The sequence below is a fragment of the Pseudomonas sp. GW823-FHT05G12 genome, from assembly GCF_058795575.1.
Genome location: NZ_CM179501.1, coordinates 494,097 through 517,722 on the forward strand (window position 1 = coordinate 494,097; position 23,626 = coordinate 517,722).

25 protein-coding genes and 1 tRNA gene are annotated in these 23,626 nt (G+C 58.5%); 15 read left to right on the top strand and 11 right to left on the bottom strand.

Going from position 1 to position 23,626, the window contains the following annotated elements:
- Positions 1–144 precede the first annotated feature (144 nt).
- From AC3RCM_RS02170 to AC3RCM_RS02225, 12 genes are all read left to right on the top strand, one after another.
- Positions 145–1,824, top strand: coding sequence for a YfjI family protein (locus AC3RCM_RS02170; RefSeq protein WP_492629339.1), 1,680 nt, complete (start codon positions 145–147; stop codon positions 1,822–1,824).
- Between the two features lie 287 nt (positions 1,825–2,111).
- Entirely contained in the window at positions 2,112–2,432 is a 321-nt protein-coding gene (locus tag AC3RCM_RS02175) for a hypothetical protein (protein WP_492629340.1), read from the top strand.
- Entirely contained in the window at positions 2,429–2,821 is a 393-nt protein-coding gene (locus AC3RCM_RS02180; protein WP_492629341.1) for a hypothetical protein, read from the top strand. The genes AC3RCM_RS02175 and AC3RCM_RS02180 overlap by 4 nt, the downstream gene beginning before the upstream one ends.
- 89 nt (positions 2,822–2,910) lie before the next feature.
- Entirely contained in the window at positions 2,911–3,393 is a 483-nt protein-coding gene (locus tag AC3RCM_RS02185; RefSeq protein WP_492629342.1) for a hypothetical protein, read from the top strand.
- Between the two features lies 1 nt (position 3,394).
- Positions 3,395–3,844, top strand: a complete 450-nt coding sequence (locus AC3RCM_RS02190; RefSeq protein ID WP_492629343.1) for a hypothetical protein — start codon at positions 3,395–3,397, stop codon at positions 3,842–3,844.
- Between the two features lies 1 nt (position 3,845).
- Entirely contained in the window at positions 3,846–4,115 is a 270-nt protein-coding gene (locus tag AC3RCM_RS02195; RefSeq protein ID WP_492629344.1) for a hypothetical protein, read from the top strand.
- Complete coding sequence (locus tag AC3RCM_RS02200) at positions 4,112–5,041, top strand: hypothetical protein (RefSeq protein WP_492629345.1); 930 nt, start codon at positions 4,112–4,114, stop codon at positions 5,039–5,041. The genes AC3RCM_RS02195 and AC3RCM_RS02200 overlap by 4 nt, the downstream gene beginning before the upstream one ends.
- Positions 5,042–5,143: 102 nt before the next feature.
- Positions 5,144–5,515 (top strand): hypothetical protein, encoded by a 372-nt coding sequence (locus tag AC3RCM_RS02205; RefSeq protein WP_492629346.1) that lies wholly within the window; start codon positions 5,144–5,146, stop codon positions 5,513–5,515.
- A gap of 4 nt (positions 5,516–5,519) precedes the next feature.
- Positions 5,520–5,708 carry a hypothetical protein gene (locus tag AC3RCM_RS02210; RefSeq protein ID WP_492629347.1) on the top strand — a complete coding sequence of 63 codons (189 nt, stop codon included), beginning with the start codon at positions 5,520–5,522 and terminating at the stop codon, positions 5,706–5,708.
- Entirely contained in the window at positions 5,705–6,145 is a 441-nt protein-coding gene (locus tag AC3RCM_RS02215) for a hypothetical protein (RefSeq protein ID WP_492629348.1), read from the top strand. The genes AC3RCM_RS02210 and AC3RCM_RS02215 overlap by 4 nt, the downstream gene beginning before the upstream one ends.
- A gap of 3 nt (positions 6,146–6,148) precedes the next feature.
- Entirely contained in the window at positions 6,149–6,334 is a 186-nt protein-coding gene (locus tag AC3RCM_RS02220; RefSeq protein ID WP_492629349.1) for a hypothetical protein, read from the top strand.
- Position 6,335: 1 nt separating this feature from the next.
- The gene (locus tag AC3RCM_RS02225) at positions 6,336–7,022 is read left to right on the top strand and encodes a hypothetical protein (protein WP_492629350.1); all 687 of its coding nucleotides are present in this window, start codon (positions 6,336–6,338) and stop codon (positions 7,020–7,022) included.
- 16 nt (positions 7,023–7,038) lie between these two features.
- Here the strand turns inward: AC3RCM_RS02225 and AC3RCM_RS02230 are convergent, their stop codons facing one another.
- The 8 genes from AC3RCM_RS02230 to rpsU form a co-directional block, all read right to left on the bottom strand.
- Complete coding sequence (locus tag AC3RCM_RS02230; protein WP_492629351.1) at positions 7,039–7,236, bottom strand: hypothetical protein; 198 nt, start codon at positions 7,234–7,236, stop codon at positions 7,039–7,041.
- A 140-nt stretch (positions 7,237–7,376) separates the two neighbouring features.
- Positions 7,377–8,321: a hypothetical protein gene (locus AC3RCM_RS02235; protein WP_492629352.1), complete on the bottom strand. Its 945-nt coding sequence runs from the start codon at positions 8,319–8,321 to the stop codon at positions 7,377–7,379.
- Positions 8,322–8,451: 130 nt separating this feature from the next.
- Positions 8,452–9,345, bottom strand: coding sequence for an AbiTii domain-containing protein (locus AC3RCM_RS02240; protein ID WP_492629353.1), 894 nt, complete (start codon positions 9,343–9,345; stop codon positions 8,452–8,454).
- A gap of 195 nt (positions 9,346–9,540) precedes the next feature.
- Positions 9,541–9,617: transfer RNA gene (locus AC3RCM_RS02245), tRNA-Ile, on the bottom strand.
- Between the two features lie 16 nt (positions 9,618–9,633).
- The gene (locus tag AC3RCM_RS02250; RefSeq protein ID WP_064491649.1) at positions 9,634–13,377 is read right to left on the bottom strand and encodes a bifunctional diguanylate cyclase/phosphodiesterase; all 3,744 of its coding nucleotides are present in this window, start codon (positions 13,375–13,377) and stop codon (positions 9,634–9,636) included.
- Positions 13,378–13,504: 127 nt separating this feature from the next.
- Entirely contained in the window at positions 13,505–15,355 is a 1,851-nt protein-coding gene (gene rpoD / locus AC3RCM_RS02255; protein ID WP_003255578.1) for an RNA polymerase sigma factor RpoD, read from the bottom strand.
- 67 nt (positions 15,356–15,422) lie between these two features.
- Entirely contained in the window at positions 15,423–17,405 is a 1,983-nt protein-coding gene (dnaG, locus tag AC3RCM_RS02260) for a DNA primase (protein WP_064491650.1), read from the bottom strand.
- Positions 17,406–17,709: 304 nt separating this feature from the next.
- On the bottom strand, positions 17,710–17,925 hold the full coding sequence (gene rpsU, locus AC3RCM_RS02265; RefSeq protein ID WP_003255575.1) for a 30S ribosomal protein S21: 216 nt from the start codon (positions 17,923–17,925) through the stop codon (positions 17,710–17,712).
- Positions 17,926–18,129: 204 nt separating this feature from the next.
- Between rpsU and tsaD the strand changes: the two genes are divergently transcribed.
- Positions 18,130–19,155, top strand: coding sequence for a tRNA (adenosine(37)-N6)-threonylcarbamoyltransferase complex transferase subunit TsaD (gene tsaD / locus AC3RCM_RS02270; protein ID WP_492629354.1), 1,026 nt, complete (start codon positions 18,130–18,132; stop codon positions 19,153–19,155).
- 17 nt (positions 19,156–19,172) lie between these two features.
- Here tsaD and plsY read toward each other — a convergent pair whose 3' ends face one another.
- Positions 19,173–19,742 (bottom strand): glycerol-3-phosphate 1-O-acyltransferase PlsY, encoded by a 570-nt coding sequence (gene plsY / locus AC3RCM_RS02275; protein WP_014589441.1) that lies wholly within the window; start codon positions 19,740–19,742, stop codon positions 19,173–19,175.
- A gap of 74 nt (positions 19,743–19,816) precedes the next feature.
- Between plsY and folB the strand changes: the two genes are divergently transcribed.
- Together folB and folK are read left to right on the top strand one after the other, a co-directional pair.
- Positions 19,817–20,173: a dihydroneopterin aldolase gene (folB, locus tag AC3RCM_RS02280; RefSeq protein ID WP_004576188.1), complete on the top strand. Its 357-nt coding sequence runs from the start codon at positions 19,817–19,819 to the stop codon at positions 20,171–20,173.
- A complete protein-coding gene (gene folK, locus AC3RCM_RS02285; RefSeq protein WP_003255569.1) occupies positions 20,164–20,673 on the top strand; it encodes a 2-amino-4-hydroxy-6-hydroxymethyldihydropteridine diphosphokinase in 510 nt (169 codons plus the stop codon). The genes folB and folK overlap by 10 nt, the downstream gene beginning before the upstream one ends.
- Positions 20,674–21,102: 429 nt before the next feature.
- Here folK and AC3RCM_RS02290 read toward each other — a convergent pair whose 3' ends face one another.
- Both AC3RCM_RS02290 and AC3RCM_RS02295 read right to left on the bottom strand, forming a co-directional pair.
- On the bottom strand, positions 21,103–22,161 hold the full coding sequence (locus AC3RCM_RS02290) for an IS110-like element ISPpu11 family transposase (protein ID WP_098316384.1): 1,059 nt from the start codon (positions 22,159–22,161) through the stop codon (positions 21,103–21,105).
- A 336-nt stretch (positions 22,162–22,497) separates the two neighbouring features.
- Entirely contained in the window at positions 22,498–23,604 is a 1,107-nt protein-coding gene (locus AC3RCM_RS02295) for a multifunctional CCA addition/repair protein (RefSeq protein ID WP_492629355.1), read from the bottom strand.
- Between the last annotated feature and the right edge of the window lie 22 nt (positions 23,605–23,626).

Here is a 23,626-nt window from a genome sequence, read left to right on the forward strand (position 1 = left end):
CCCTTTCGCAGCATATTGACGAAAGGGCTCTCAAAAAGGTGATTGGCTCTTGATCCGGCGCATTACCACCGACACAACCACCACTGGGGGCTTGATTATAAACCCCCGGTGGATTGAATTCAAATTCACTGGGGGTTTATATGTATGAACGCTTCCACGCACTACTTTCTGTTTCTCGACTTCAAAGGGCCGGACGCCCATAAGGCGTTGGCGGTCATCGATGATAAATACGCCGGGTTTGCTTGGCATGCTGCCGATGACGCACAAAAGTTCCAGCACTTTCATGCGAGAATCGTATTGAATCGCGAGGTTACACCGGATGAACGCCAAGTGCTCGGGCGCCTCGTGGAAGAGGCGGTAGAGCGTGAAGAAGTTGACGCCGATGTAACGTTCGATCCAGCGGCCTATGGCGCCGACTATATGCAGCCCGAGCCCACCGGCTTTACCGAAAGGTTGTACGGCCAGATCATCAACGTGGATAAAGTTCTGCTCGATGACCCGGAACAAGTATTTGACGACGAACTTGAACAGATCATCGACACCGCGCCGCCGGTGATGAAAGCCTACATGCGATGGCAGATGGATAATGCTTTTCGGGTGCATCCAGCCTTTGCGCTATTCAGTGCGCTGCTGTTTTTTCAAGCCTTTATCGGACGCAACGTCAGGTTGCCGCGTGATCTGCGGATCAATCTCTGGATGTTGCTGTTTGCCCCGTCCGAATCCGGCAAAGGCGCCACCATCGGGCTGGCCACCGAAGCGTTGAGACAGCTTAACGATAAAAAGGTATTTCCCGCCGTACTGCACTTCGCAAACCGTTTCGGGTCGCCCGAGGGGATGCTCTGGAAGTTCGCCAAGGTTTCGCAAGTCGTGTGGGCCAACGAGGAAATGGTCAAGGAACTGATCGGCATGATGGGGTCGGCGCAAGGGTCGGCGGCCTACAACAAACTGACCACGCTTTTGGAACTGCATGACGCGGCGACAAAATCGTACATCGCGCCCATCGACTACACCGGCCACAACAAGAGCGGGAAGGACATGCCGCCGCTCGAATATGCGTTCTTTTCAGCCGTGGGAACGGGTGTCACGCGCAACATCGGTTTGCTCAATGCAGCGGCGTCGGATGACGGGTTGCTCAACCGGTTCCTGCCGTTTGTGGTGGAAGGTCTGCCGCCGATGGGGAGTGGTTTACCGACCACGGAACTACCCGCCGAAGTGATGAAGTGGGCGATGGCCATTCAAGCGGAAAAGTTCGTCGAGTTCTTCGACCCCGGTACGGACGGGCCGACGCTCGGAAAACCGAGAGTGCTGGATGTCTACCCGGCGTTTTACGCCGACTGGAAGTGTGAAAGCCAATATGGCGCCGATCTGGCGCAGGATCTGCCCGGTATATGGGGGCGGTACGCGGAAAAGGTTCTGCAAGTGGCCATGCTCCATGCGCTCACCGGTGAAGGATTGAAGGTTACACCGGAGGGCTTTGCATGGGCGGTACGTCTGGTGCGCTGGGCCGTGGTTAGGTTTGCCGCGCACTTTGAGGCTGAGGGTGGTGGCGCGGCAGACACCGCAGGCAAGATGCGCAACGCGCTGCTCGCCTTGTTCAAGAAAGAAAAAACCATCACGGTGCACCAGAAAATGGGCGCGCTGCCGGAAAGCTATCTGACGAACTACTGCCGTGCGTTCAAGGAAAATATCAAGGAGCGCGCCACCGTCATGAAGGCCCTGGAAGACGAAGGCGTGCTATTGCCAGCCAAGATGAGCCGGGGTGGTAAAGGCTACCAGCTACTAGCGCTGATGCTGGATAAAAGCGCGCCAAACAGGGCTCTTTAACGAGACGCTAGACGTTAGATAGACAGGGGGTTGTCTACTTCTGGAATGCCCGGCCTAGATGGGTTTTTTCTCTTAAATAGACATATAGACACTATATATACATACCTATCATTCAAAGCCTTTTTTGCGTGTATATGGGTGGTCTATGTCTACTGTCTACTTAACGGCAAGGAGGCCATGCGGTGTAAGGGTTACAGAGCTAGACGCGGGCTGTCTGATTAGGCGTCTATTTAAAAATGGGGGCGGTGGAATGAGTACTCATCCCCCCGCCGCAGCGAGGTGGTGAAATGAAAGAGTTCCTTTTGGCGCGGCAGAGTGCCGTGGTGTCGGTGCTGAGCTCGGCTGATGCTGAGCGGATGCTGTCTACTGACTACTTGCGGGTGATGCCGAGGCTCAAGGCTCGGGGCAAGGACGCCAAGCGTATGCGGCTTATGCGGCGTGCACGCTTGGCCGCTGGCTGGCTGTCGGTGAAGTTCTGGCTGTCACCCGATGAGGTGACGTTGGTGAGGGCCGCTAGCCCCTGTGGGTGTGAGCGGAAAAGAACGAAAACGCGTCGTGGGCGCAAGCGGCGGCCCGCTGCGGGCATATTTGAGGCGATGACGAAATGAAAACGACTACACCATCCACCGCCTATGACGACCAGAACCGCGAACGTCGCTTAGGCAGCGAGCTGTGGGGTCGCACGAAGCCCTTGCTCGATGAACTGGACTGGTCGCGGGGCGAGGTAGCCCGGCTCCAGGCACGACTCCAGGCGCTTGAGGCCGCCCAGCCAAACCCGGCACACGCCCGTGCTGCCCGCTCGGCCAGCATCGAAGCCTTGATCCTGAAAGCGCTGGACAGTGCCACCCTGCGCGCCGACCTCGCCGCTGTGGCACCCTGTTATCGGGTTAGCAAAGTTATCTCGCACCTGAACCGCTACAGCGCTCGCTACAACATCGAGAAGGCGCCTTGCCGGAAGAAGGTCCACGAGGTATTACAACAACATGGTTACTTGTGACCACAAGTTAGTTTCTTAACGCCCGCCAACTATTGAACGTCGTAACACCAAGCGCACACTACGGTTAAATCCAACCGGAGTACGCACAAATGCCGAAGGTCGATGTTTCACCAGAAGTAGCCGTTGAAACCCCCAACAAGAAAATCAAACCACTGTCGCCCGAGTGCCTCAACTTTGAGGACTATCGCTTTGTCCGCCACTGCGCCATCGTGCCGCGTGACACGGACCCAGCACTGCTGACCGAGTCCGCGTTCTGGCTTTCTGTTGCGCACCGGCTCCATGCCCTGGACCGTATCGTCTGTGTATACGACGACAGATCTGCCGTGGCCGATGTGATGATCCTCGAAGCCTCTCAGTCGTTCATAAGCGCCGTGCTGCTCGACTACCGCAAGTTGCCGGGCATTATCAGTGACGGGTCCGAAGCCCTGATCAACTTCGAAGTCTTCTTCTCGCAACTCGACGGATATTGTGCCCGCCGTATCTCTGATAACGTGCTGTTGGTGCAGGGAGCCTCTTCTAAAGAAAAGGCCGTTGAGCAACTGAAAGCGCACGCCGCATTCAAGGCCTCGTGATATGGACACTCAAGACATCCTGCGCGCCATGCAACGCCTGGCCCGCGAAGTCCAGGCGATCCGCCGACCGCTCGATCAATTAATCGGTCTAGCTTGGCGTGGTGTCACAGTCGACAAGGCCGAAATTTCCAACATCTTGCGCCGCGAAGCAACGCAACGGGAGTTGGCTCTTAACTGGGAGACGATTTTATATCGCCACACTACCGGCCAGTATGTGCTGATCTGCACCGCATTACCTGACAATGTCAAAGATGCCCAGACCCTAGTTACTCGACGACTGATCAACTCTCGCGAAGCCTGCGCGTTCTGTGGACTGGTGGAAAACAGTTTCGCGCCCATCGAGCTGACAGTAGCCAAAAGCCCAGTGGGTATTCCGATCCAAAGCGAGCGGGTTCACCCTCGGTGCTCACTATATTGGCAACGGCTGAAGCTGATTGCCGAGGGCAAATGATATGAAACTTCCATTGCCGACCTATAAACACACCCTAAACTCCTATCTGCTTGTTGAGGCCGTCGTCATGTTCGTAAATAAAATTGACGAAGCCATTAAAAGCCTGATCGCGGAACCTAACATGCGCTTCCATGGTAAGAACCACATGATTCAGATGATCATGCACCGCGCTGGGTTGTTTATGTGCGAAGAATCTTTCATGGATGTGAAGCGCTATTTAGGGGATGAAGGCGCTGACGCACTTCTTCGAGACTTCGGGTGCGAGTCATGAGTAACGAATTATACGACCCTGGCGACCTGTACGGCGCTGGCGATCTTCAGCCTTATAGCCAGCCGCTGGCGCCTGCACCAACCCCGGACTTTGGCGGTAATGAACTCGATCTGCTGCGCGAGTCCACTAACAGCTACACCGGCGGGGGACAGCTAGTCTTCGGACAGCCCTTGCCGCCCGGTGTCACACTTGCACAAGTCACACAAGCCTATAACCAGTTGGGGGCGGTTTTCTGCGCGGATTTTTTAAAGCTCGGGCACAACATCACCCATCCACAAAAGGCGGTGAAGTGGTTTTTAGATGCGATCACAAACCCACCCGCCAAACAAACGCCACGGCATCGATACAACTTATACGAGCACGTTAACGACCCACTGTTTCAGGCCTTCGCAAACTACGCGCACGATAACGGTTTTAGCGACAAGTTTTTATCCGATTGTTGCTGGTGGGTCAGTGAAGCGGGTCGTAAGCTGGCCCAACAATATGGTGGCAATACCCCGCCAAGGATGGCTCCATCTAATTCCGACCCGACCGATAGCCTTAACGACGCCGAGTTCGAAGCCGTGGTGAAGGCGAACGACGCGGCCAAGGCCAAGACGTATGTTTACCTTGAGAATCTGTGGGGTCAAAGTTATCAAGCCAACATGAAGATGGTGGACGCTTATTTTCAGTCGCTACCATTACATGAACAGCGAGCCTTAGATGTATTTACCACGGGGTGGGTCAAGGCCCTAAACACAAAGGAAGTCATACTCGGGCTTTATAAGCAAGCCATCGGTGTTCACTCGATTCCAACCGGTGGTGGCTTGGCAGCGGAAATAGCCGAGTGCGAACGTGTGATGCGCACCAATCGGAAGGCCTGGTTATCCGACGATAGGCTCCAGGCTCGTTATCGTGAACTGCTTCGCCTTAGTGGCAGGGGCTAACATGCAATCCAAGAAAGTAAGAAAGATTGACAGTCAGCTTGCCCGTGAGAGAGCGAAATGGCTCAAACGGCAGAAACGTAACAAATCGACGGTGAAATAATCATGGCAAACGTATTACGGCCCAAGTCAAGTAGCCGGACCTCCGCGACAATCTCATTAAGCACCGCTGCTGATGGCGCGTCCGAGCAGATAAACTTAACCGGCTTGACACTGGCCGGTATCAGTATGCCCGCCGCCTGGACGGACGCCAAAATCGGAATTCAATGCTCCATCGACGGCTCTACTTTCCAGAGCGTTTATAACGCCGCTGGCGACCATCTGACTTATGCCACGTCAGCAAACCGGACTGTGGTGTTTGATCCAGCGGATACCTCGGGCCTTCAGTTGATAAAGATCGTATCTGAAACATCTGCCGGTGTAGCGGTGGCGCAAGCAGCTGTGCGGACACTCAAACTTGTACTGTCAGAGGGTTAACACCATGGACCATATACACACAGGTAACTCCTTGATCCAGGCCGCAATAGAAGCCCGCGATAAACTTGTCCTGACCGGCGCCGATGAAGTGTCGCTGCGCAAACTGGATGACTTGATAAAAAAGGCATCGGGTGTCGGGCTCCATGGCGGTGAGCAATTGAAGTTAGAGCGCTTGTTGGAGAAACTGAAATGACCACCCCGCGACTGCAATTGATCGCTCGACAAGTTGAACGGCGAGAACAGCAACAGGCCCCAGCCCCTGTGGAAACTTCGAGCATTGGCGGCGCCATCGAAAACATGATCGAGCAGGCGGTGGAAGAGCGTGTCGCCCAGGCACTGGCCGCACAGAAACAGATGCTGGCTGAACAGCAGCCCAAACCGCGCTTCGACGACTTCAGGCAGATCCCACCGACACCCAAGGCAGTCACGCCCAAGCCCCGTGAGGTATCGTTTGATCGAGATGAGTTCGGGCGCGTGAGTGCAGCCCATTGTGGAAATTTCACGCTCTACTGCCAGCGCAACGAGTTGGGCCAGATCGTTCGCATGGTGCCAAGCGATACCACACCCATGCCGCCTGCTGTTGCGCCAGCCAGGATCAATCGCAAGCTGTACGGCAACGACGAGGTGTAAGCCATGGCCGTCATAACGTTCAGCAACACAGAAGACCAAGTAGCGGCAGCCCGAGCCGCCATGGCGGCGCTGTCGCTGTGGCTAGCCAGTCAGCCACGTCCAGAGTCTGCACCACCGGCCAGTGGGCATTGCAAGTACGACGAGGACGGCAAACTGACCGCTATCGTTGTTTCGTTAGAGGGTGACTAACATGGCCACGCGAGGCAGACCGCCAGGGCAAGGCAAAGTGCCGGGCAGTGGCCGTAAAAAGGGCAGCCTTGATCGTACTTCGCGCTTGCTCATATCCGAGCGCTTGGCGTTTGATATTTTACAAACCTATGAAAAGCTCGGTGCCGACTGGTTGTTCAAGGTAGCCACTGAGCGGCCGGATTTGTTCATCAACCAGTGCCTTTCAAAACTGCTGCCCCCTGCCTTCAAGGAAGACCCCGACGCGGTGAATAACACGCAAAATAACTACTTTGCCCTCAGCCCCATGGAAGCGGCCCGCAGGGTCGCTTTTGCCTTGGCAAATGCGTGTCAGGAACAGCTGCCACCAGCAATCGAAGTCACAGGTCGGACTCCAGCACCCGAACCCGAATTCTCCCCCCGAATGTGGCGCCCGCCTACTGATGCGCCCGACATCCCCAACCCCGACCTTCAGCCCGAGCCTGTGGAAGCCTTGGACCCCGCACGCAAACGCTGGGTCGAGGAACTGCCCCTCACCCCCGAGCAGCGCCGTGATGCCGCTGTGGTGCGCGAAACGCGGGAATGCAGTATCGAGACCTACCGAGGATCGAGCGCCGAACAGCACGACGCCCCCGCCCGGCCGTCATCGTGCCAGCCATCCCCCGGCGAGCGGTGCCGTACACTGAGCCGTCGCGGGCGTGATTTGCTTTAGACCGTTTGTTATGCGCCTACTCTTCGGGCTTGCTAGTGGACAGCACATAACCGGCGACAGTGCCTAGCAGGGCTGCCAACGTTTCAGATTGGAAATTAGTAGTTATAGCTAGAATCAGTATTGCTGGAATGAAGAGGGTCACACCAATCGCTTTTAAACTATTAGGGCCAAAGCCTTGGTCCTTTGCTTTCATGCGCTTATAGACAATGTTCATGCCATATAGCATTACAGCTATAGCGCCTATGACCGCTAGGAGGTGGATCCAAGTTGTCTCTGGCTGTATAGGCATAAGCTACTCCGTGCTAAATAATTTGAGGATGCTAGGAATGCAGTCGTAAATAGATGAGCGGCGTGTTAGTCGTTTGGCTTCGGTACAATGTCAAAGGTATACTCAAACTGAGTGTTTATAATGCTATCGAGAAGTTTGTAGTTTCCGTCAGGCAGCTTAACTACAGGAGTTTTGATCGAGACCGGACCGCTTTTACTATTATGTGTTACCTCAAAAAGCCATGCCAATGCGCCATGTTGATCTTGCTCATAGGAGGCGACAGACATTGGAATCTCAGCATGCTCGGATTCCCACTCAAACTCGCAATCCAGATCGATACGTACAAAGTCATTATTGTGGCAATAATAAAGGGCGTTTTCACCGGTGCGACTAAACGATAAGCTTCCCACGGCATCCTTGATGGAGGTCTCGCTAAGTAAGTCATGGCTTCTTTTGATTGTGTCTCGACATATTTCTAATAGTGATATTATATTTATTTTATCTACAGACCACAATTTGTCCGAAAGCTCAAATTGAAATGATTTTAGCCCTAGTTTTTCAATTTGACCTGGCCCAACATACGCTCTGAGGTTTTTCAGGCGCTTAATGTTTATATGTTGATAAAGGAATATAAACTTTATAAAGTCGAGCGGAATGCTTTCTGGTGAAAGATCTTTTAAGGTTACAAGAAATATCTTTGAGCCTGATTGAGCAGCTTTTTCTTTAATGCTTGAGGCAAATTCTTTTCTGGAAACACATATAAGGTGCTGCGCACCAACATCGTCAATTTTTCCTAGCCAGCCACGAAAAGTATTGATATCTACTTTGGAGTTTCGATCCTGAACCTCTACAATCGTAAGCGTCTCTCTATGAGGTGGTCCGTTTCTTATTACAATGTCACATTGAGCAGTGTGACCTTGTGTTGAAGTCAGTACCGGAAGAAATACGTTTTGCTCTATACGTGCCGTAGGTGAGGTAGAGCGCTCAATGATCTCTACGATTTTTTCAAGGTCATCACCTGGCTTGCTCATACTTGTTTCTCAAAGATTATCGGTGGGCACGATTTAGCGCAGCGTGTTAAAGCTACCTATTTGCCACTATTCTGTCCACCAGCGGCATTTAGCTAATCGTGTGCCCAGCCTGCTGTGAACCCCCGAAATCTCAGGAAGGAATTGAGGCGAGCAGGGCGGTCAGTTGAGGTAAGTAGGTGGCGCCAACATTCCCAGCCGCACCTTCAAGAACTGTTCTGACGGAGTTTAAGCATTCCCGAATCATTCCAGTTTTTGGCTTCGGCGCCTTTAGCTGACTACGGATCGTCTCTAAGTCACTCTGGACCTGTTCGCGATCTGTAGCGTCGCTCAGTTCACCAATGGCAGGCAATAGTCGTTCAACAAATGCCGCTACCGCACTCAGGTCAGTGCCCTGCGCGTTGTAGGATTGAGACGAATTGGTTGTGCCCTGCTGGAGCTGCGAGCCCGTCATGTTTTCGATGTTGATGCTGTAGTTAATGTTGCTCGCGGTCATTTTCTCTTTCGGTGTGAATGTCATGCCTTCTCCTAGGACGCCTTGCCTTTCGAGTTCCAGTGCAAAGTCGAGAATCTTGTTGCGAACCGTAGCAATGACGCCGTGGATCAAATTCACCGCAACCTCAAGGGCTGGCTCAAAGCCAGAGCCACTTTTGAGCTCAGCAGCGATGTGGGCTGGGAAAAAAAGGAGCACGGATTTCCCGGAAGACTTGGCATCGGTAAATTGGCAGAGCTCGCTTAGCGGCTGATGAAGGTAGCGCTCACTCAAGAGCTTCTGGTGTTCCAGATTCCTAATTTCGAGTGGAATCCAACCTATGTATGGGTTGTGACACACCGTGCGTCCAAAGACATGGCGATACTCAGGGATAGAAGAGCGTGTCGGGTAGCCACTCAACTCGTGCTCCAGCCACTCGTTGATCGTAGTGACCCCCAATTTCACCGAGACTACTTTGGCCTTCCTGAGCAGGCTAAGGACTGAAACACTTTCATCTAGCGCATCCGCTTGAAGCTCAAGAACAAGACCGGTCATGCCAGCACCCTCACCGTTGAAGATGGCAGGTTGCCAGAATTTTCAGGGTGACGAAACAGTAGGTGGCAGCGCTGGATGGAGGGAAAGGGTGGGGCGGTTTTTATACCCAAACGGTCTATAGACTCCAAACAGACACGAAAGGTCCAGAAACGAAAAAGCCCCACCCGAAAGGTGAGGCTAAGTCCTTGATTCTATTGGTGGGCCCACACGGACTCGAACCGTGGACCAAAGGATTATGAGTCCTCTGCTCTAACCGACTGAGCTATAGGCCCTCAGTAAGTGGGCGGATTATAACGAGGGTTTCGCACCTGTGCCATCTGAAAGATCCGATAGTGCTATGCGAAGAAACGCGGCCGCGAATTCCTCTGGTGGTAGCGGGAGGCTGACGATGTAGCCCTGGATCTGCTCGCAGCCCTCGGCCGCCAGAAAACGTTGCTGGGCCTGGTTCTCAACGCCTTCGGCAATGATGGTCAACTGCATGCTGCGGCCCAGGGCAATGATCGCCCGGGCAATGGCGGCGTCGTGTGGATCGTCGGGCAGGCCGCGGATGAAGGACTTGTCGATCTTGAGGATGTCCAGCGGCAGGCGCTTGAGGTAGCTGAGCGAGGAATAGCCGGTGCCGAAGTCATCGATGGCCAGCTGTACGCCGAGTTTCTTCAGTTGGTACAGCACGGCCAGGGCCTCTTCTGCCTGGCTCATGATGAAGTTCTCGGTGATTTCCAGCTGCAGGTCACCGGCCTTCAGCTGATGGTGCTTGAGCAGTTGTTCGATGCGCCGTGCCAGGTGTGGGTGGCGCAGCTGGGCGCCGGCGAGGTTGATCGACAGCGGGCCGAAGGGTTCGTAGTGCTGCTTCCAGGCCTGCATCTGCCGGCAGGCTTGCTCCAGTACCCAGTCGCCGAGCTGCAGGATGGTGCCGTTCTCTTCCGCCAAGTGGATGAAGTGTTCCGGCGGTACCTCACCAAAGGTCGGGTGGCTCCAGCGGATCAGCGCTTCGGCACCCACGAGGCTCTGGGTCTTCAGGCTGAGCTTGGGCTGGAAGCACAGGCTCATTTCGTTGCGTTCGACGGCCCGGCGCAGCTCATGCTCCAGGGCGATGCGCTCGCTGGCCTGGGCGGTGAGGTCGCGGGTGTAGGCTTCGACGCGGTTGCGGCCTTTGGCCTTGGAGCGGTACATGGCGGCGTCGGCGTTGCGGATGAGTGTGGAGACGTCGGTGCCATCCTGTGGGTAGAGACTGATGCCGATGCTGGCGCTGGTGAAAAACTCATGCTCGCCGGCCTGGAACGGTGCGTTGAAGCAGGCCAGTAGTTTGTTGGCGATAGTGCTGGCGTCACTGGGCTTGTGCAAGCCGGGCAGCAGAATGATGAATTCGTCGCCACCCAGGCGGGCTACGGTATCAACGTCGCGTACCTGCTCTTTCAGGCGCTGGGCGATGCCCTTGAGCAGCAGGTCGCCGACCGGGTGGCCAAGGCTGTCGTTGATGTGCTTGAAGCGGTCGAGGTCCAGGAACAGCACTGCGCCCTGGCGGTTGGACACCTGCGCACAGGTGAGTACGCCCTGTAGCCGGTTTTCGAACAAGGTGCGATTGGGCAGGCCGGTCAGCGGGTCGTGGTGGGCCTGATAGTCGAGTTTGGCCTGGGCGTGCTTGATGCTGGAGATGTCTGCAAAAACCGCCACGAAGTGGGTGATCTCGCGGTCGCTGTTGCGCACGGCGCTGATGGTCAGCCAGCTGGGGTAAAGTTCGCCGTTCTTGCGCTTGTTGTAGATTTCGCCCTGCCAGTGGCCCTCGGCGGTAAGCTGGTGCCACATGGCCAGGTAGAAAGCGCTGTCGTGCTGGCCAGAGGCGAGCAGGCGCGGGGTCTGGCCGAGGGCCTCGATCTCGCTGTAGCCGGTGATTTCGCTGAAGGCACGGTTGACGGCACTGATGCGTTGGTCAATGTCGGTAATCAGCACCCCTTCGGCAGTGTTCTCGAACACCGTGGCGGCCAGCTGCAGTTTTTCTTGCATCAGGTGACGCTCGGTGATGTCGCGGGCGATGGTCAGCATGCAGTCGACGCCGGTAATCGGCAGGGGCCGGGCGGAAAGCTCGCACAGTCGGATCTGCCCGTCGCTGCGGCGGATATGACAGGTGAAGTCGCGCACGAAGCCGTCGCGGTTGAGCTGGTCGACCAGGCGTTTGCGCTCGTTGAGGTCGACCCAGATACCCAGGTCCAGCGAGGTCTGGTCGATGGTTGGGTTGAGGTCGTAGCCGGTGAGGCGGCAGAAGCCTTCGTTCACCTCCAGCAGCAAACCGTCGCTCTGGCGCGACAGCAGCAGGCCGTCGGGCGAAGCGTGGAAAGCCTTTGCGAACTTTTCTTCCGAAGTTTGCAGCTGTTGCTGGGTCTCCTTGAGCTGGCTGATGTCGCGTACTGCCACTACCAGCGCGGGCGTCCCGTCCAGTTCGAAGGTTTCAGCCGAAGTCAGGCCAGTGAACAGTTGGCCGTTGCTGCGTCGGAAGCTCATTTCCAGGTTACGGATACCACCTTGGTGCAACCTTTCAAGCAGGACCGGGCCACTGCCCTCTACGCCCCACAGGTCAAGGTCGGTGGCAGTGCGGCCAATGACCTGGTCTGGGGGCAGTCCGATCTGCTCTTCGAAAGCCTCGTTCACCTCCAGCAGGCAGCCATCGCTGTGGCGAGCGATCAGCAAGATATCGGGGCACTGCTGGAATACCGAGGCGAACTTCTGTTCGGACAGGCGCAGGGCGTCCTCAGTGCGCTTGGTTTCGCTGATGTCGATCATCAGCCCGCGCATCACTGGCTGGTGGCCGTGCTCGATCATGCTGACGATATTGCGTACCCAGAGGGGCTGACCGTCAGCCCGGATCACCCGGTAGTCCAGGCTGTGGTCGCGCCCCGCTGCGGTCTCGCTGTCGCAGTAGGCCTGAGCCCAGAGCGCGTCCTCCGGGTGCAGGATGCTGCGCCAGAAACCGGGCCTGAGCCAGTCGCTCAATGGGTAGCCAAGCAGGTCTTCGGCATGGGGTGAAACGTAGCTGTAGGTGAAGTCGTTGGCATCGGCTTCCCAGGCGATGGCTGACAGGCTCTCGACCAGGCCGCGGTAGTGGTACTCGCTGCTGCGCAGTTCTTGCTCAAGGGCGATGCGCCGGGAAATTTCCGAGCTGAGCCGGCGGTTGATGCGAATGACCACTGCCAGCACAGCCATCAGCAGCAGCACCGTTGGCAGGCCATACACCAGCAGGTCGGACCAGAACATCCGCTGGTCGACCACATTGCCCACCCAATGTTGCTGGATCTGGCTGATTTCGCTGCTGCTCATGTCGGCCATCACTTTGTCGAGGATGCCGACCAGCACGCTCTTGTCGCGGGGAACGGCCATCGCCAACTGGTAGCGGTAGGGCGTTTCGCCGCTGACGTAGAGGCCGTCGAGCTTGAGTTGGCGCAGGCTCCAGATACTGGAAGCGAGGTCGCCGACCACGGCATCCACTTGGTCGGTGGCCAGGGCTTGCAGCGTGGAGCTGACGTTTGGCAGGGCAACCAGGTTGAGGTCCGGGTGGTGGGTACGCAGCAACTCGTGCGGGGCGTAGTTCTCGACCACGGCAATTTTCAAGCCGTACAGGTCAGCCAGCTTGCGCGGTTGTGCGCCGCCTTTGTGCGCGAGGATCACAATGGGGAAGTCGAGGTACGGGCGAGTGAAGGCCAGGAAGCCCTGGCGTTCGGGGGTGGACATGATGCCGGGCAGCAGGTCGATACGGCTTTCCCGCGCCTGCGCCAGCACCTCGGTCCAGCTGCTGGGTTCGACCGGTTTGAACGTCACGCCCAGGCGCTGCTGGATCATGGCGATGTAGTCGGCGGCCAATCCCTGGTACCGGCCCTCCTGGTCGCGAAACTCGAACGGTGGCCAAGAGGCGTCTACGCCCAGTTTCAGCTGCGGGTGGGCAGCCAGCCAGGCGTTCTCCTCATCTGTCAGGGTCAGGGCGCCGGCCGTTGTGTTCCACAAAATCAGGATCAGCAACAGAATGGCCGGCTTCAAGGACATGGCAGCCTCGCACTCAGGTGGTCTGAAGTCGAGTGTAGACGGGCATTGCCGCAGGTGTGCAACGGAAGGCGGGCTTTATGTCACGGGCCACTAAAGAAAAACCCCGGCCTGGGCCGGGGTTTTGTCATCACTCGTCGAGGAAGGAGCGTAGGTGCTCGCTGCGAGTCGGGTGGCGCAGCTTGCGCAACGCCTTCGCTTCGATCTGACGGATCCGCTCACGCGTTACGTCAAACTGCTTACCCACCTCTTCGAGGGTGTGGTCGGTGTTCATGTCGATACCGAAACGCATGCGCAGCACCTTGGCTTCACGTGCGGTCAGGCCCGAGAGCACGTCACGGGTGGCTTCCTTGAGGCTTTCGACCGTGGCCACGTCGATCGGGGACTGCATGGTCGAGTCCTCGATGAAGTCGCCCAGGTGCGAATCTTCGTCGTCACCGATCGGGGTTTCCATGGAGATCGGCTCTTTGGCGATCTTCAGTACCTTGCGGATCTTGTCCTCAGGCATTTCCATGCGCTCGCCCAGCTCTTCCGGAGTCGGTTCGCGACCCATTTCCTGCAGCATCTGGCGGGAAATACGGTTGAGCTTGTTGATCGTCTCGATCATGTGCACCGGAATGCGGATGGTGCGTGCCTGGTCGGCGATCGAACGGGTGATCGCCTGACGGATCCACCAGGTGGCATAGGTCGAGAACTTGTAGCCGCGACGGTATTCGAACTTGTCCACCGCTTTCATCAGACCGATGTTGCCTTCCTGGATCAAATCGAGGAACTGCAGGCCACGGTTGGTGTACTTCTTGGCGATGGAAATCACCAGACGCAGGTTCGCCTCGACCATTTCTTTCTTGGCGCGGCGGGCCTTGGCTTCACCGATCGACATGCGACGGTTGATTTCCTTGATCTCGGCAACGGTCAGGCCGGTTTCGGTCTCAAGGTCGATCAGCTTCTGTTGGCAAGCGACGATGGCAGCGTTCTTTTCACCCAGGGCGGCAGCCCACTTGGTGTTGCGCTTGGCCAGGTCACCGCTCCAGGTCTGGTCGGTTTCGTTGCTTGGAAACATGCGCAGGAAGTCGGCTCGCGGCATGCGGGCGTCACGTACGCACAGCTGCATGATGGCGCGTTCTTGCTGTCGCAGACGGTTCAGGGCGTCACGGACACGCTCGACCAGTACCTCGAACTGCTTCGGTACCAGCTTGATCGGCATGAACAGGTCAGCCAGGGCCTGCAGGGCCTCGATGCTTTCCTTGTGGTTACGACCATTTTTCTTCAGGACCTTGGAGGTTGCCTGAAGCTGATCGGATACCGCACCGAAGCGTTGGGCTGCGACGACCGGATCCGGGCCGCTCTCGGCCTCTTCCTCGTCGTCACCGCTTTCGGATTCTTCTTCGTCGTCGTCGGACTCTTCCTTCGCCGCGGCGGCCTTGGCGCCTGGGATCGGCACTTCTTCGGTTGGCGCGGCAATGTTGTCGTCAGGGTCGATGTAACCGCTGAGAACGTCCGACAGGCGGCCACCCTCGGTGGTGACGCGGTCGTATTCGCCGAGAATGTAGTCGACAGTGCCCGGGAAGTGGGCGATGGCGCCCATGACTTCACGAATGCCTTCCTCGATACGCTTGGCGATTTCGATCTCGCCTTCGCGGGTCAGCAGCTCGACAGTACCCATTTCGCGCATGTACATGCGCACCGGGTCGGTCGTGCGGCCGATATCGGTTTCAACTGCCGCCAATGCAGCAGCGGCTTCTTCGGCCGCGGCTTCATCGGTGTCGGCTTCCGCCAACAGAAGGGCATCCGCATCCGGAGCACTCTCGAATACGTTGATCCCCATGTCGTTGATCATGCGGATGATGTCTTCCACCTGTTCCGGATCTGAAATATCCTCAGGCAGGTGGTCGTTGACCTCCGCGTAAGTCAGGTAGCCCTGCTCACGACCGCGGGTGATCAACTCTTTGATACGAGACTGCTGTTGCGCTTTTCCGGACATAACACCCTATCCACTGAAGGTCTTGGCGGGCAAAAAACAAGCCGAGGATTATACCCGAGCATGGGCCTCACGCGCCAGATGAGGTCGGCGTTTGTGCGGGAACATTTCGACTCAGCAGGGCGAGGAGCTGGGTTTTTTCCTCGCTGGTCAATTCGCTTTGACGTGATTTCCTGAGCAGTTGTTCCAGGCTGCGCTCGCGTTGGCGGGCGGACAAGCTAGTTATAGTGTCGAAAAACTGTTGTTCAAGGTTGTCGGCCACGATAAGCCATTCCTTTTCCGCCAGAGCCCGTAGCAGGCGACCCTGTTCGGTGCCATGCCAACGTGCGATCAACTGCATTGAGCTTAGCCCAGGATTTTTCTGCGCGGCTTCGATCAATGCCACCAGCAGCTGGCTGTACAGGTGTTCTTCGTCGGCGAAGTGGCTGGCATCTTCCACCTTGCCGGCCAGCAGTGGGTGGTGCAGCAGGGTGCGCAGGGCGGCCAGGGTCGGTGGCTCGACCGGTGCTGGCACGCGCGGAGGTGCTTCGTCGCGTTGTTGCCAGGGCTTGCCGCCCTTGCGGTTCTTGTCCCAGGGTTTGTCGCTCCACGGCTTCTTGCTGCCCCCCTTGTTGGGTTTCCATGCCTGCTCCTGATGAGCGGGGGCATAGTCGTGCTGCGGCATGTCGCCGTAGTCGGGGGTGTAGCTGGCCATAGCGTCGTAATCGTAGCCAGGGTCGTAGTCCGGCATGCTGCTGGTCGCCGGCGCTTGTTGCGCCAGCTGCTCGACCTGCTGCGGATCGAGGCCGGTGATTTCCTTCAGGCGGTTGCGCATCAGCTGGCGCAGGTTGGCGCCGGGGATCTTTTCGATCAACGGTGCGGCCAAGGTCGCCATATGCGCCTTGCCTTCCAGCGAGCGCGGGTCGGCTTCCACGCCAAGTTGCTCGAAGAAGTAGTCGGCCAGCGGTTGGGAATGCTGGTTGATACGGGCCATGAAGGCGTCGGTACCTTCGGCGCGCACCAGGCTGTCCGGGTCTTCGCCTTCGGGCAGGAACAGGAAGCGCGCGCGACGGCCGTCCTGCAGGTTCGACAATGTCGATTCCAGTGCGCGCCAGGCGGCCTTGCGCCCGGCCTGGTCGCCGTCAAAACAGAACAGCACGCTGGGCACCACGCGGAACAGGCGCTTGAGGTGCTCTTCGCTGGTGGCGGTGCCAAGGGTGGCCACGGCATTGCGCAGGCCTTGCTGGGCCAGGGCGATGACGTCCATGTAGCCCTCGACGACGATGATCTCGTCGAGGTTGCGGTTGTGCTTGCGCGCCTCGTACAGCCCGTACAGCTCCTGCCCCTTGTGGAACACCGGGGTTTCCGGGGAGTTCAGGTACTTGGGCTTGTCGTCGCCGAGCACCCGGCCACCGAAGGCGATGATGCGCCCGCGGCTGTCACGTATCGGGAACATCACCCGGTCGCGGAAGCGGTCGTAGCGCTTGCCGCTCTCGGCGTTCTCGATCAGCAGGCCGGCATCGATCATCACCTTCTGCTGCAGGGTGTCGGCACCCAGGTGCTTGAGCAGGTTGTCCCAGCCGGGTGGGGCAAAGCCCAGGCCGAAGTCGCGGGCAATTTCCCCGGACAGGCCACGGCCCTTGAGGTAGTCCACCGCTGCCTTGCGGGACGGGTGGCTGCGCAGGGCCTGGCGGTAGAACTCCGAGGCGGCGTCCAGTAGCGGGTACAGTGGCGAGTCAGTGGGCTGGCGCGGCTTCTGGTCGCGGCGGCCTTGCTCGCGGGGCACTTCCATGCCGGCGGCGCGGGCCAGTTCCTCGACGGCCTGGGGGAAGTCCAGGTTGTCGTGGTCCATGACAAAGCCCAAGGCGTTGCCACCGGCGCCACAGCCGAAGCAGTAGTAGAACTGCTTGTCGGGGCTGACCGTGAAGGACGGGGTTTTTTCTTTGTGGAACGGGCAGCAGGCGGAGTAGTTCTTGCCGGTTTTTTTCAGCTGGACGCGCGAACTCACCACGTCGACGATGTCGAGGCGGTTGATCAGGTCGTCAATGAAACTCTGGGGAATCAGCCCGGCCATGGCAGTCTCGTTATCTGGCAACTGGCAAGTCTAATCGCTCACGCGCCGAAGGGGGCGAGTGCTGCTTGGGGAAGTGCGAGGGAATGTGTGCTCGTCGCCAGCCCCTAAGGGCTCGTCAGTCGGACGTGCACGTCTGGTCATACAGCAAGGAGGACCAGCTCTGACGTTTCAGGCAGGTTGCCCATGATGCAGTTCGCATGAAGCTTGTGCAGGGCCTTGAGCTAGCTGCTCAAGTTTGAAACGACCACTGCCATCGCCCGGGGGTTAGCCGGGCAGGGCAGAAGCTTTGCGTTGAACGCCTGTATTAGTACAGACGAACGGCGCGGCGCTGTTCGCGCTGAACTTTCTTGGCGTGACGCTTAACAGCAGCAGCTGCTTTGCGCTTACGCTCTGCGGTCGGCTTCTCGTAAAACTCGCGGCTACGAACTTCAGCCAGTACACCGGCTTTTTCGCAGGAGCGCTTGAAACGACGCAGAGCTACGTCGAAGGGTTCGTTCTCTTTAACTTTGACGGCTGGCATCCAGGGCTACCTTAATTCATTACCGGGGTAGACGTGCTCCTGGCAAAACAAAGGTGTGCTGGAGAACGTCGGTTTTCAAGGGTTGCGGATGTTAACCCTTAGCAAGCCGGAATGCAAAGCCTCTGATCGAAAACCGCTGGTCGGCACCCGACACGGGGACTATCATGCGCGGCTTCGAATTCAGCCCCCACAAGGGACGAGCCCATGCTAGTACTGGGATTGGAAACATCCTGCGACGAAACCGGCGTCGCATTATACGACAGTGAACGCGGTTTGTTGGCCGATGCACTGTTCAGCCAGATCGACCTGCACCGCCTCTTCGGCGGCGTGGTGCCCGAGCTTGCCTCGCGTGATCACGTCAAGCGCATGCTGCCGCTCATCCGCCAGGTGTTGGACGAGGCAGGCTGCGTTGCCACCGAAATCGACGCCATCGCCTACACCGCGGGCCCCGGCCTGGTCGGCGCCTTGCTGGTGGGCGCTTCCTGCGCCCAGGCGCTGGCCTTTGCCTGGGACATCCCGGCGATCGGTGTGCACCACATGGAGGGTCACCTGCTGGCGCCCATGCTGGAAGAAAACCCGCCCGAGTTTCCGTTCGTCGCTTTGTTGGTTTCCGGTGGCCATACCCAGCTGGTTCGGGTCGATGGCATCGGTCAGTACGAACTGTTGGGCGAAAGCCTGGACGATGCTGCCGGTGAAGCGTTCGACAAGACCGCCAAGCTGATCGGCCTCAATTACCCGGGCGGTCCGGAAATCGCGCGTCTGGCCGAGCAAGGTGTGCCTGGGCGCTTCGTGTTCCCGCGGCCAATGACCGATCGGCCAGGCCTGGAATTCAGCTTCAGTGGCCTCAAGACCTTCGCCCTGAACACCTGGCAGCAATGCAAGAATGCTGGCGACGACAGTGAGCAAACCCGTTGCGACCTGTCCCTGGCATTCCAGCAGGCGGTGGTGGAGACTTTGACCATCAAGTGCAAGCGGGCGCTCAAGCAGACCGGCCTCAAGCGGCTGGTCATCGCGGGTGGCGTGAGTGCCAACAAGGCCCTGCGCGCGTCTCTGGAGGACATGCTCGGTAGCATCAAGGGCAACGTGTACTACGCGCGCCCGCAATTCTGTACCGACAATGGTGCGATGATCGCCTACGCCGGTTGCCAGCGCCTGCTGGCCGGGCAGCAGCAAGACCTGGCGATCAGCGTGCAGGCACGCTGGCCGATGGAACAGTTGCCGCCGCTGTAAGGTAGCGCGTCGAAGGTTCAGAAGTGCCGTTCGCGCCCTGCAAACAGGTCGCGCAGGTTGTTGCGGTGGCGCCACACGATCATCACTGTCAGTACGCTGATCGGCAGCAGGGCCTCGGGCTCGCGCCAGGCCAGCAATGGCAAGGTGAGTGGCGTGGCAATCAGTGCGGCCAGTGAGCTGGTGCGCGTGAGGTAGAAGGTCAGCAGCCAGGCGCCGATGGCCAGCAGCGCGGCCGGGAAATACAGGCCCATGAGCATGCCGGCAGCCGTCGCCACGCCCTTGCCGCCCTTGAAGCGGAAGTACAGGGGGAACAGGTGGCCCAGCACTGCGCATATGCCCACCCAGGCCTGCGCGTGCAGGTCCAGCCCGGCAGCGCGGGCGAGCAATACCGGCAAAAGGCCCTTGCACAGGTCGCCTAGCAGGGTCAGGATCGCCAGTTTACGGCCTGCCAGGCGTAGCATGTTGGTGGCGCCGGCATTGCCTGAGCCGCTGGAACGCGGGTCCGGGCTGCCCGAGAGGCGGCTGAGAACAATGGCGAAGGACAGCGAGCCGAGCAGGTAGGCGAGCAACGCCAGTAACCAAAACATGCTAACTATTCCGGGCGAGGACGCCCTGATTCTAACGGCGCCAGTCGCCCTTGTCGTGCTGTGGAGAGAAGTGCTTGGACAGAGTGTTCATCGAAGGCCTGGAAGTCGATACCGTCATCGGTGCCTATGACTGGGAGCGGGATATTCGCCAGTGCTTGCGCCTGGACCTGAGCTTTGCCTGGGACAACCGCCCGGCCGCCGCCGGAGACGACCTGAACCTGGCGCTGGATTACGCCAGTGTGTCGGCGCGCATCCAGGCGTTTGCCGAACAGGCCCGTTTCGAACTGGTTGAGACATTTGCCGAGCGCCTGGTGGCAACCCTGATGGACGAGTTCCACATCCCTTGGGTGCGCTTGAAGCTGACCAAGCCGGGCGCGGTGCCGGCGGCCCGTGGTGGTGTTGGCGTGGAGATCGAGCGCGGATGTCTCTGAGCACGGTTTACCTGGGCCTGGGCAGCAACATCGACCGTGAGGCGCATTTGTGCGCCGGGCTCGATGCGTTGGCTGGCATCCTGACTGACATGCGCTGTTCGCCGGCCTTCGAAAGCCAGGCGGTGGGCATCAAGAGCGGGCCGTTCATCAACTTCGTGGTGACCGGGCAAACCGCGTTGCCGTTGATCGAGCTGGACCGCCGGCTGAAGTTCATCGAGGCCGACAATGGCCGCTATGCACCTGACCGCAAGGGGCTGCCGCTGGATATCGACGTGCTGATGTATGACGATTTGCACGGTACCTTCGATGGGCTGGTACTGCCCCGGGCCGAGATTCTGAAGAACGCTTTTGTGCTGTGGCCGCTGTCGTTGCTGGCGCCCGACCTGGTGCATCCGGGGGTGGGCAAGCGCATGGCGCAGCTGTGGCAGGAAGCGCAGATCGATCAGGTACTGGCCCCGGTGGCCTTTGAGTGGCGCGGGTTGCAGTTGACGCCCGCATAAGCCTGTATCGGCCTCTTCGCGGGTAAACCCGCTCCTACAACGGGCTGAGCCCAACCTCTGATGTGTGTCCCCTGTAGGAGCGGGTTTACCCGCGAATACGGTGGCGGCTGCGACGGTGAACAGCGGGTGGAAATTGGCCAGCAGGCCCGGCCCTTTCGCGGGTAAACCCGCTCCTATGTATGGACTCGCCCACACTGTCTAGCTGCTTTTTTGAACATAGGAACCCGGTTGCATCTATGTATCAGGCCTGTTCGAGGAAGCTTTTTGCTTCTGGCCAACATCGTGGTGAGCTCGCAGTGTGCCGTTTACATGGAGGCCACTATCAGGCCTGTAGGAGCGGAGGCATCGGTCTGCGACGGTCTTACCTAGGGTCAATGTTCACTAGCAGGGGTTGGAGCGCCTAGCGCCCCGGTGGCATTACCCGGTTGGTCAGAGGCTCATAGCCGCCTCCGGTTTTTCGTTCGGTTTGCGTTGGTAAACCTGATCGCTCTGTAACAGGGCCCAGATAATCCGCAGATTTCGATTAGCCAGCCTGATCGCCGCCTCCTTGCGCCCAAGGCGGGATAGCCAGCGCAAGAGGCGGCGATCATCTGGCTGATCGGAATCAGGCCTTAACTGACTCAAGACAGCATGCGCGCCCTGGATCATCAGGCTGCGTATGTAGCCGTCACCGCGCTTGCTCATCTTGCCCAATCTGATTTTGTTTCCGCTGCTGTGCTGATCGGGCACGATACCGAAGAAGGCGGAATACATTCGGCCACTGGCGAAGCGGCTGGGGTCGGTCTGTTTCGCCACGATCGCCGTGGCAATGATAGGGCCGACGCCGCGAATGGTGATCAGTCGCTGAGCGACTTTATCCTCTTGGGCAGTCGCTTCGAGCCGGCGGCTCAGCGCCGCTATGCGTTCACCTAGAGACAACCAGTCCATCAGCAACTCATCGAGCAACTCGCGCAACAGGTCGGGTAGAGGCAAGGAAGCATCCTCAAGCGCCTGAGGCACATGCTTATTGATCGCGGCATCGCCCTGGGGCATGGATACGCCATGCTCGAGTAGCAAACCACGGATCTGATTACCCAGCGCGGTATGTCGCTTGATGTTACCGCGCCGGATACGGTGCAGCGCTTGAATAGCCAGTGCTGTGGTGCTCTTGATCGGTATCGAAGCGATGCTCGTATCGCGACCGGCACGCAAAATGGCATAGCAGTCGTTACGATCGTTCTTAGCACCGCTGCGATGTTCGGCGACACGTTGCGCCGGCAGGATGCGAACCGGATTACCTTTGGCCTGCAGCAGTCTGGCCCAGGCTTGTGCACCTGGACCGCACTCCATCAAGACGGCCACGGTCGTTGGCAGCCTGAGCAGGAAATCGTGGAACGCTTGGCGGGATTTGATGCGATCTTCGTAGATCACCCGACCAGTAGCGTCCTCGCCTGCTAATTGGAAGACCTGTTTGGCCAGGTCTACGCAGATGGTTGTGCAAAGCTCCACATCAGTGGAAGACAGGGAATCGTGTTTCGAACTATGCTTTTTCATGGTCTCGCCCTCGCTGCCGTTGGCTTCTTCGAACACCACCGTGGCACTGTGATGCCTCGGCGGGGGCGAGTCCATCGATTACAACGGGCTGAGCCCAACCTCTGATGTGTGCCCCCTGTAGGAGCGGGTTTACCCGCGAATACGGTGGTGGCTGCGACGGTGAACAGCGGGTGGAAATTGGCCAGCAGGCCCGGCCCTTTCGCGGGTAAACCCGCTCCTACGACGGGCTGTGCCCAAACCTCAATGGGTGCCCCTGTAGGAGCGGGTTTACCCGCGAAGAGGCCGGTAGGTCTAACCGCGCTGGTAAGCCTCGAGCGCTTTCAGCCGTTCACCTTTGAGTGCTTCGCCAAGTGCCTGACCGGTCAGCCCGGCTTGCACCAACGGCTTCACATCCACCGCTCGCGCCGCCGCTGCTGCGCCTCGCAGGTAATCGGCCTGTGGGTAACCCTGCTCGCCATCGCCCCGCGCCGCCATCTCACAAACGGTCAGAAAATCCTCAAATCGCTGCGGCCGTCGGTAAACATCGAACTTCTGCAACAGCTCCAGCAGTGCCGTGGCAGGCAGTTCGAGCGCCTGATTGCCCTGCGCCAGGCATTCCCCTGTCAGCATGGCCAGTTCCTGGCACTCACGCGGTGCCTTCAGGCGCTGGTTGACGGCTTTGATCGATGTCGGTGGCAACCCTCGCAACAGGCAGGCCCAGCGCACGTGCAGCGGTTGTTCGTGCACCGCCGCCTGCTCCAGCGCCGCCAACGTCCGGGAGCCGTCATCGAGCTCAGGCAGCAGCTCCTGCAGGGCCCCACACGCGCTCAGCACTTTGAAGAATACCTGCGGTTGCACTTCCATCAGCGCGCGCTCGATTTCCTTCCAGCTGCGCTCGGCAGTGAGTGCCTGCAGTTCGCCCGAGGCGCTGATCTGGCGCATCAGCGCCAAGGTTTCATCGGCAACCCGGAACCCCAGTGGTGCGTAACGGGCAGCAAAGCGTGCAACACGCAGCACGCGCAAAGGATCTTCGGCGAATGCCGGGGAAACATGGCGTAGCAGGCGTTGATCCAGATCGTTCTTGCCTTGGTAGGGGTCGTAGACCGTGCCCGCCTCATCCTCGGCCATCGCATTGATGGTGAGGTCGCGACGGATCAGGTCCTCTTCCAGGCTTACGTCGGGGCTGGCGTGAAAAGTGAACCCGCCGTAGCCTCGCCCACTCTTGCGCTCGGTGCGAGCCAGGGCGTATTCCTCACCGGTTTTCGGGTGCAGGAACACCGGGAAATCGGCTCCCACCGGCCGATAGCCCTTGGCTAGCATTTCTTCGACGGTGGCGCCCACCACCAGCCAGTCGATATCGCTGACAGGGCGGCCGAGCAAACGGTCGCGCACGGCGCCGCCAACTTTGTAGATGTGCATGTGCAGCTCTCCATAACTGCCG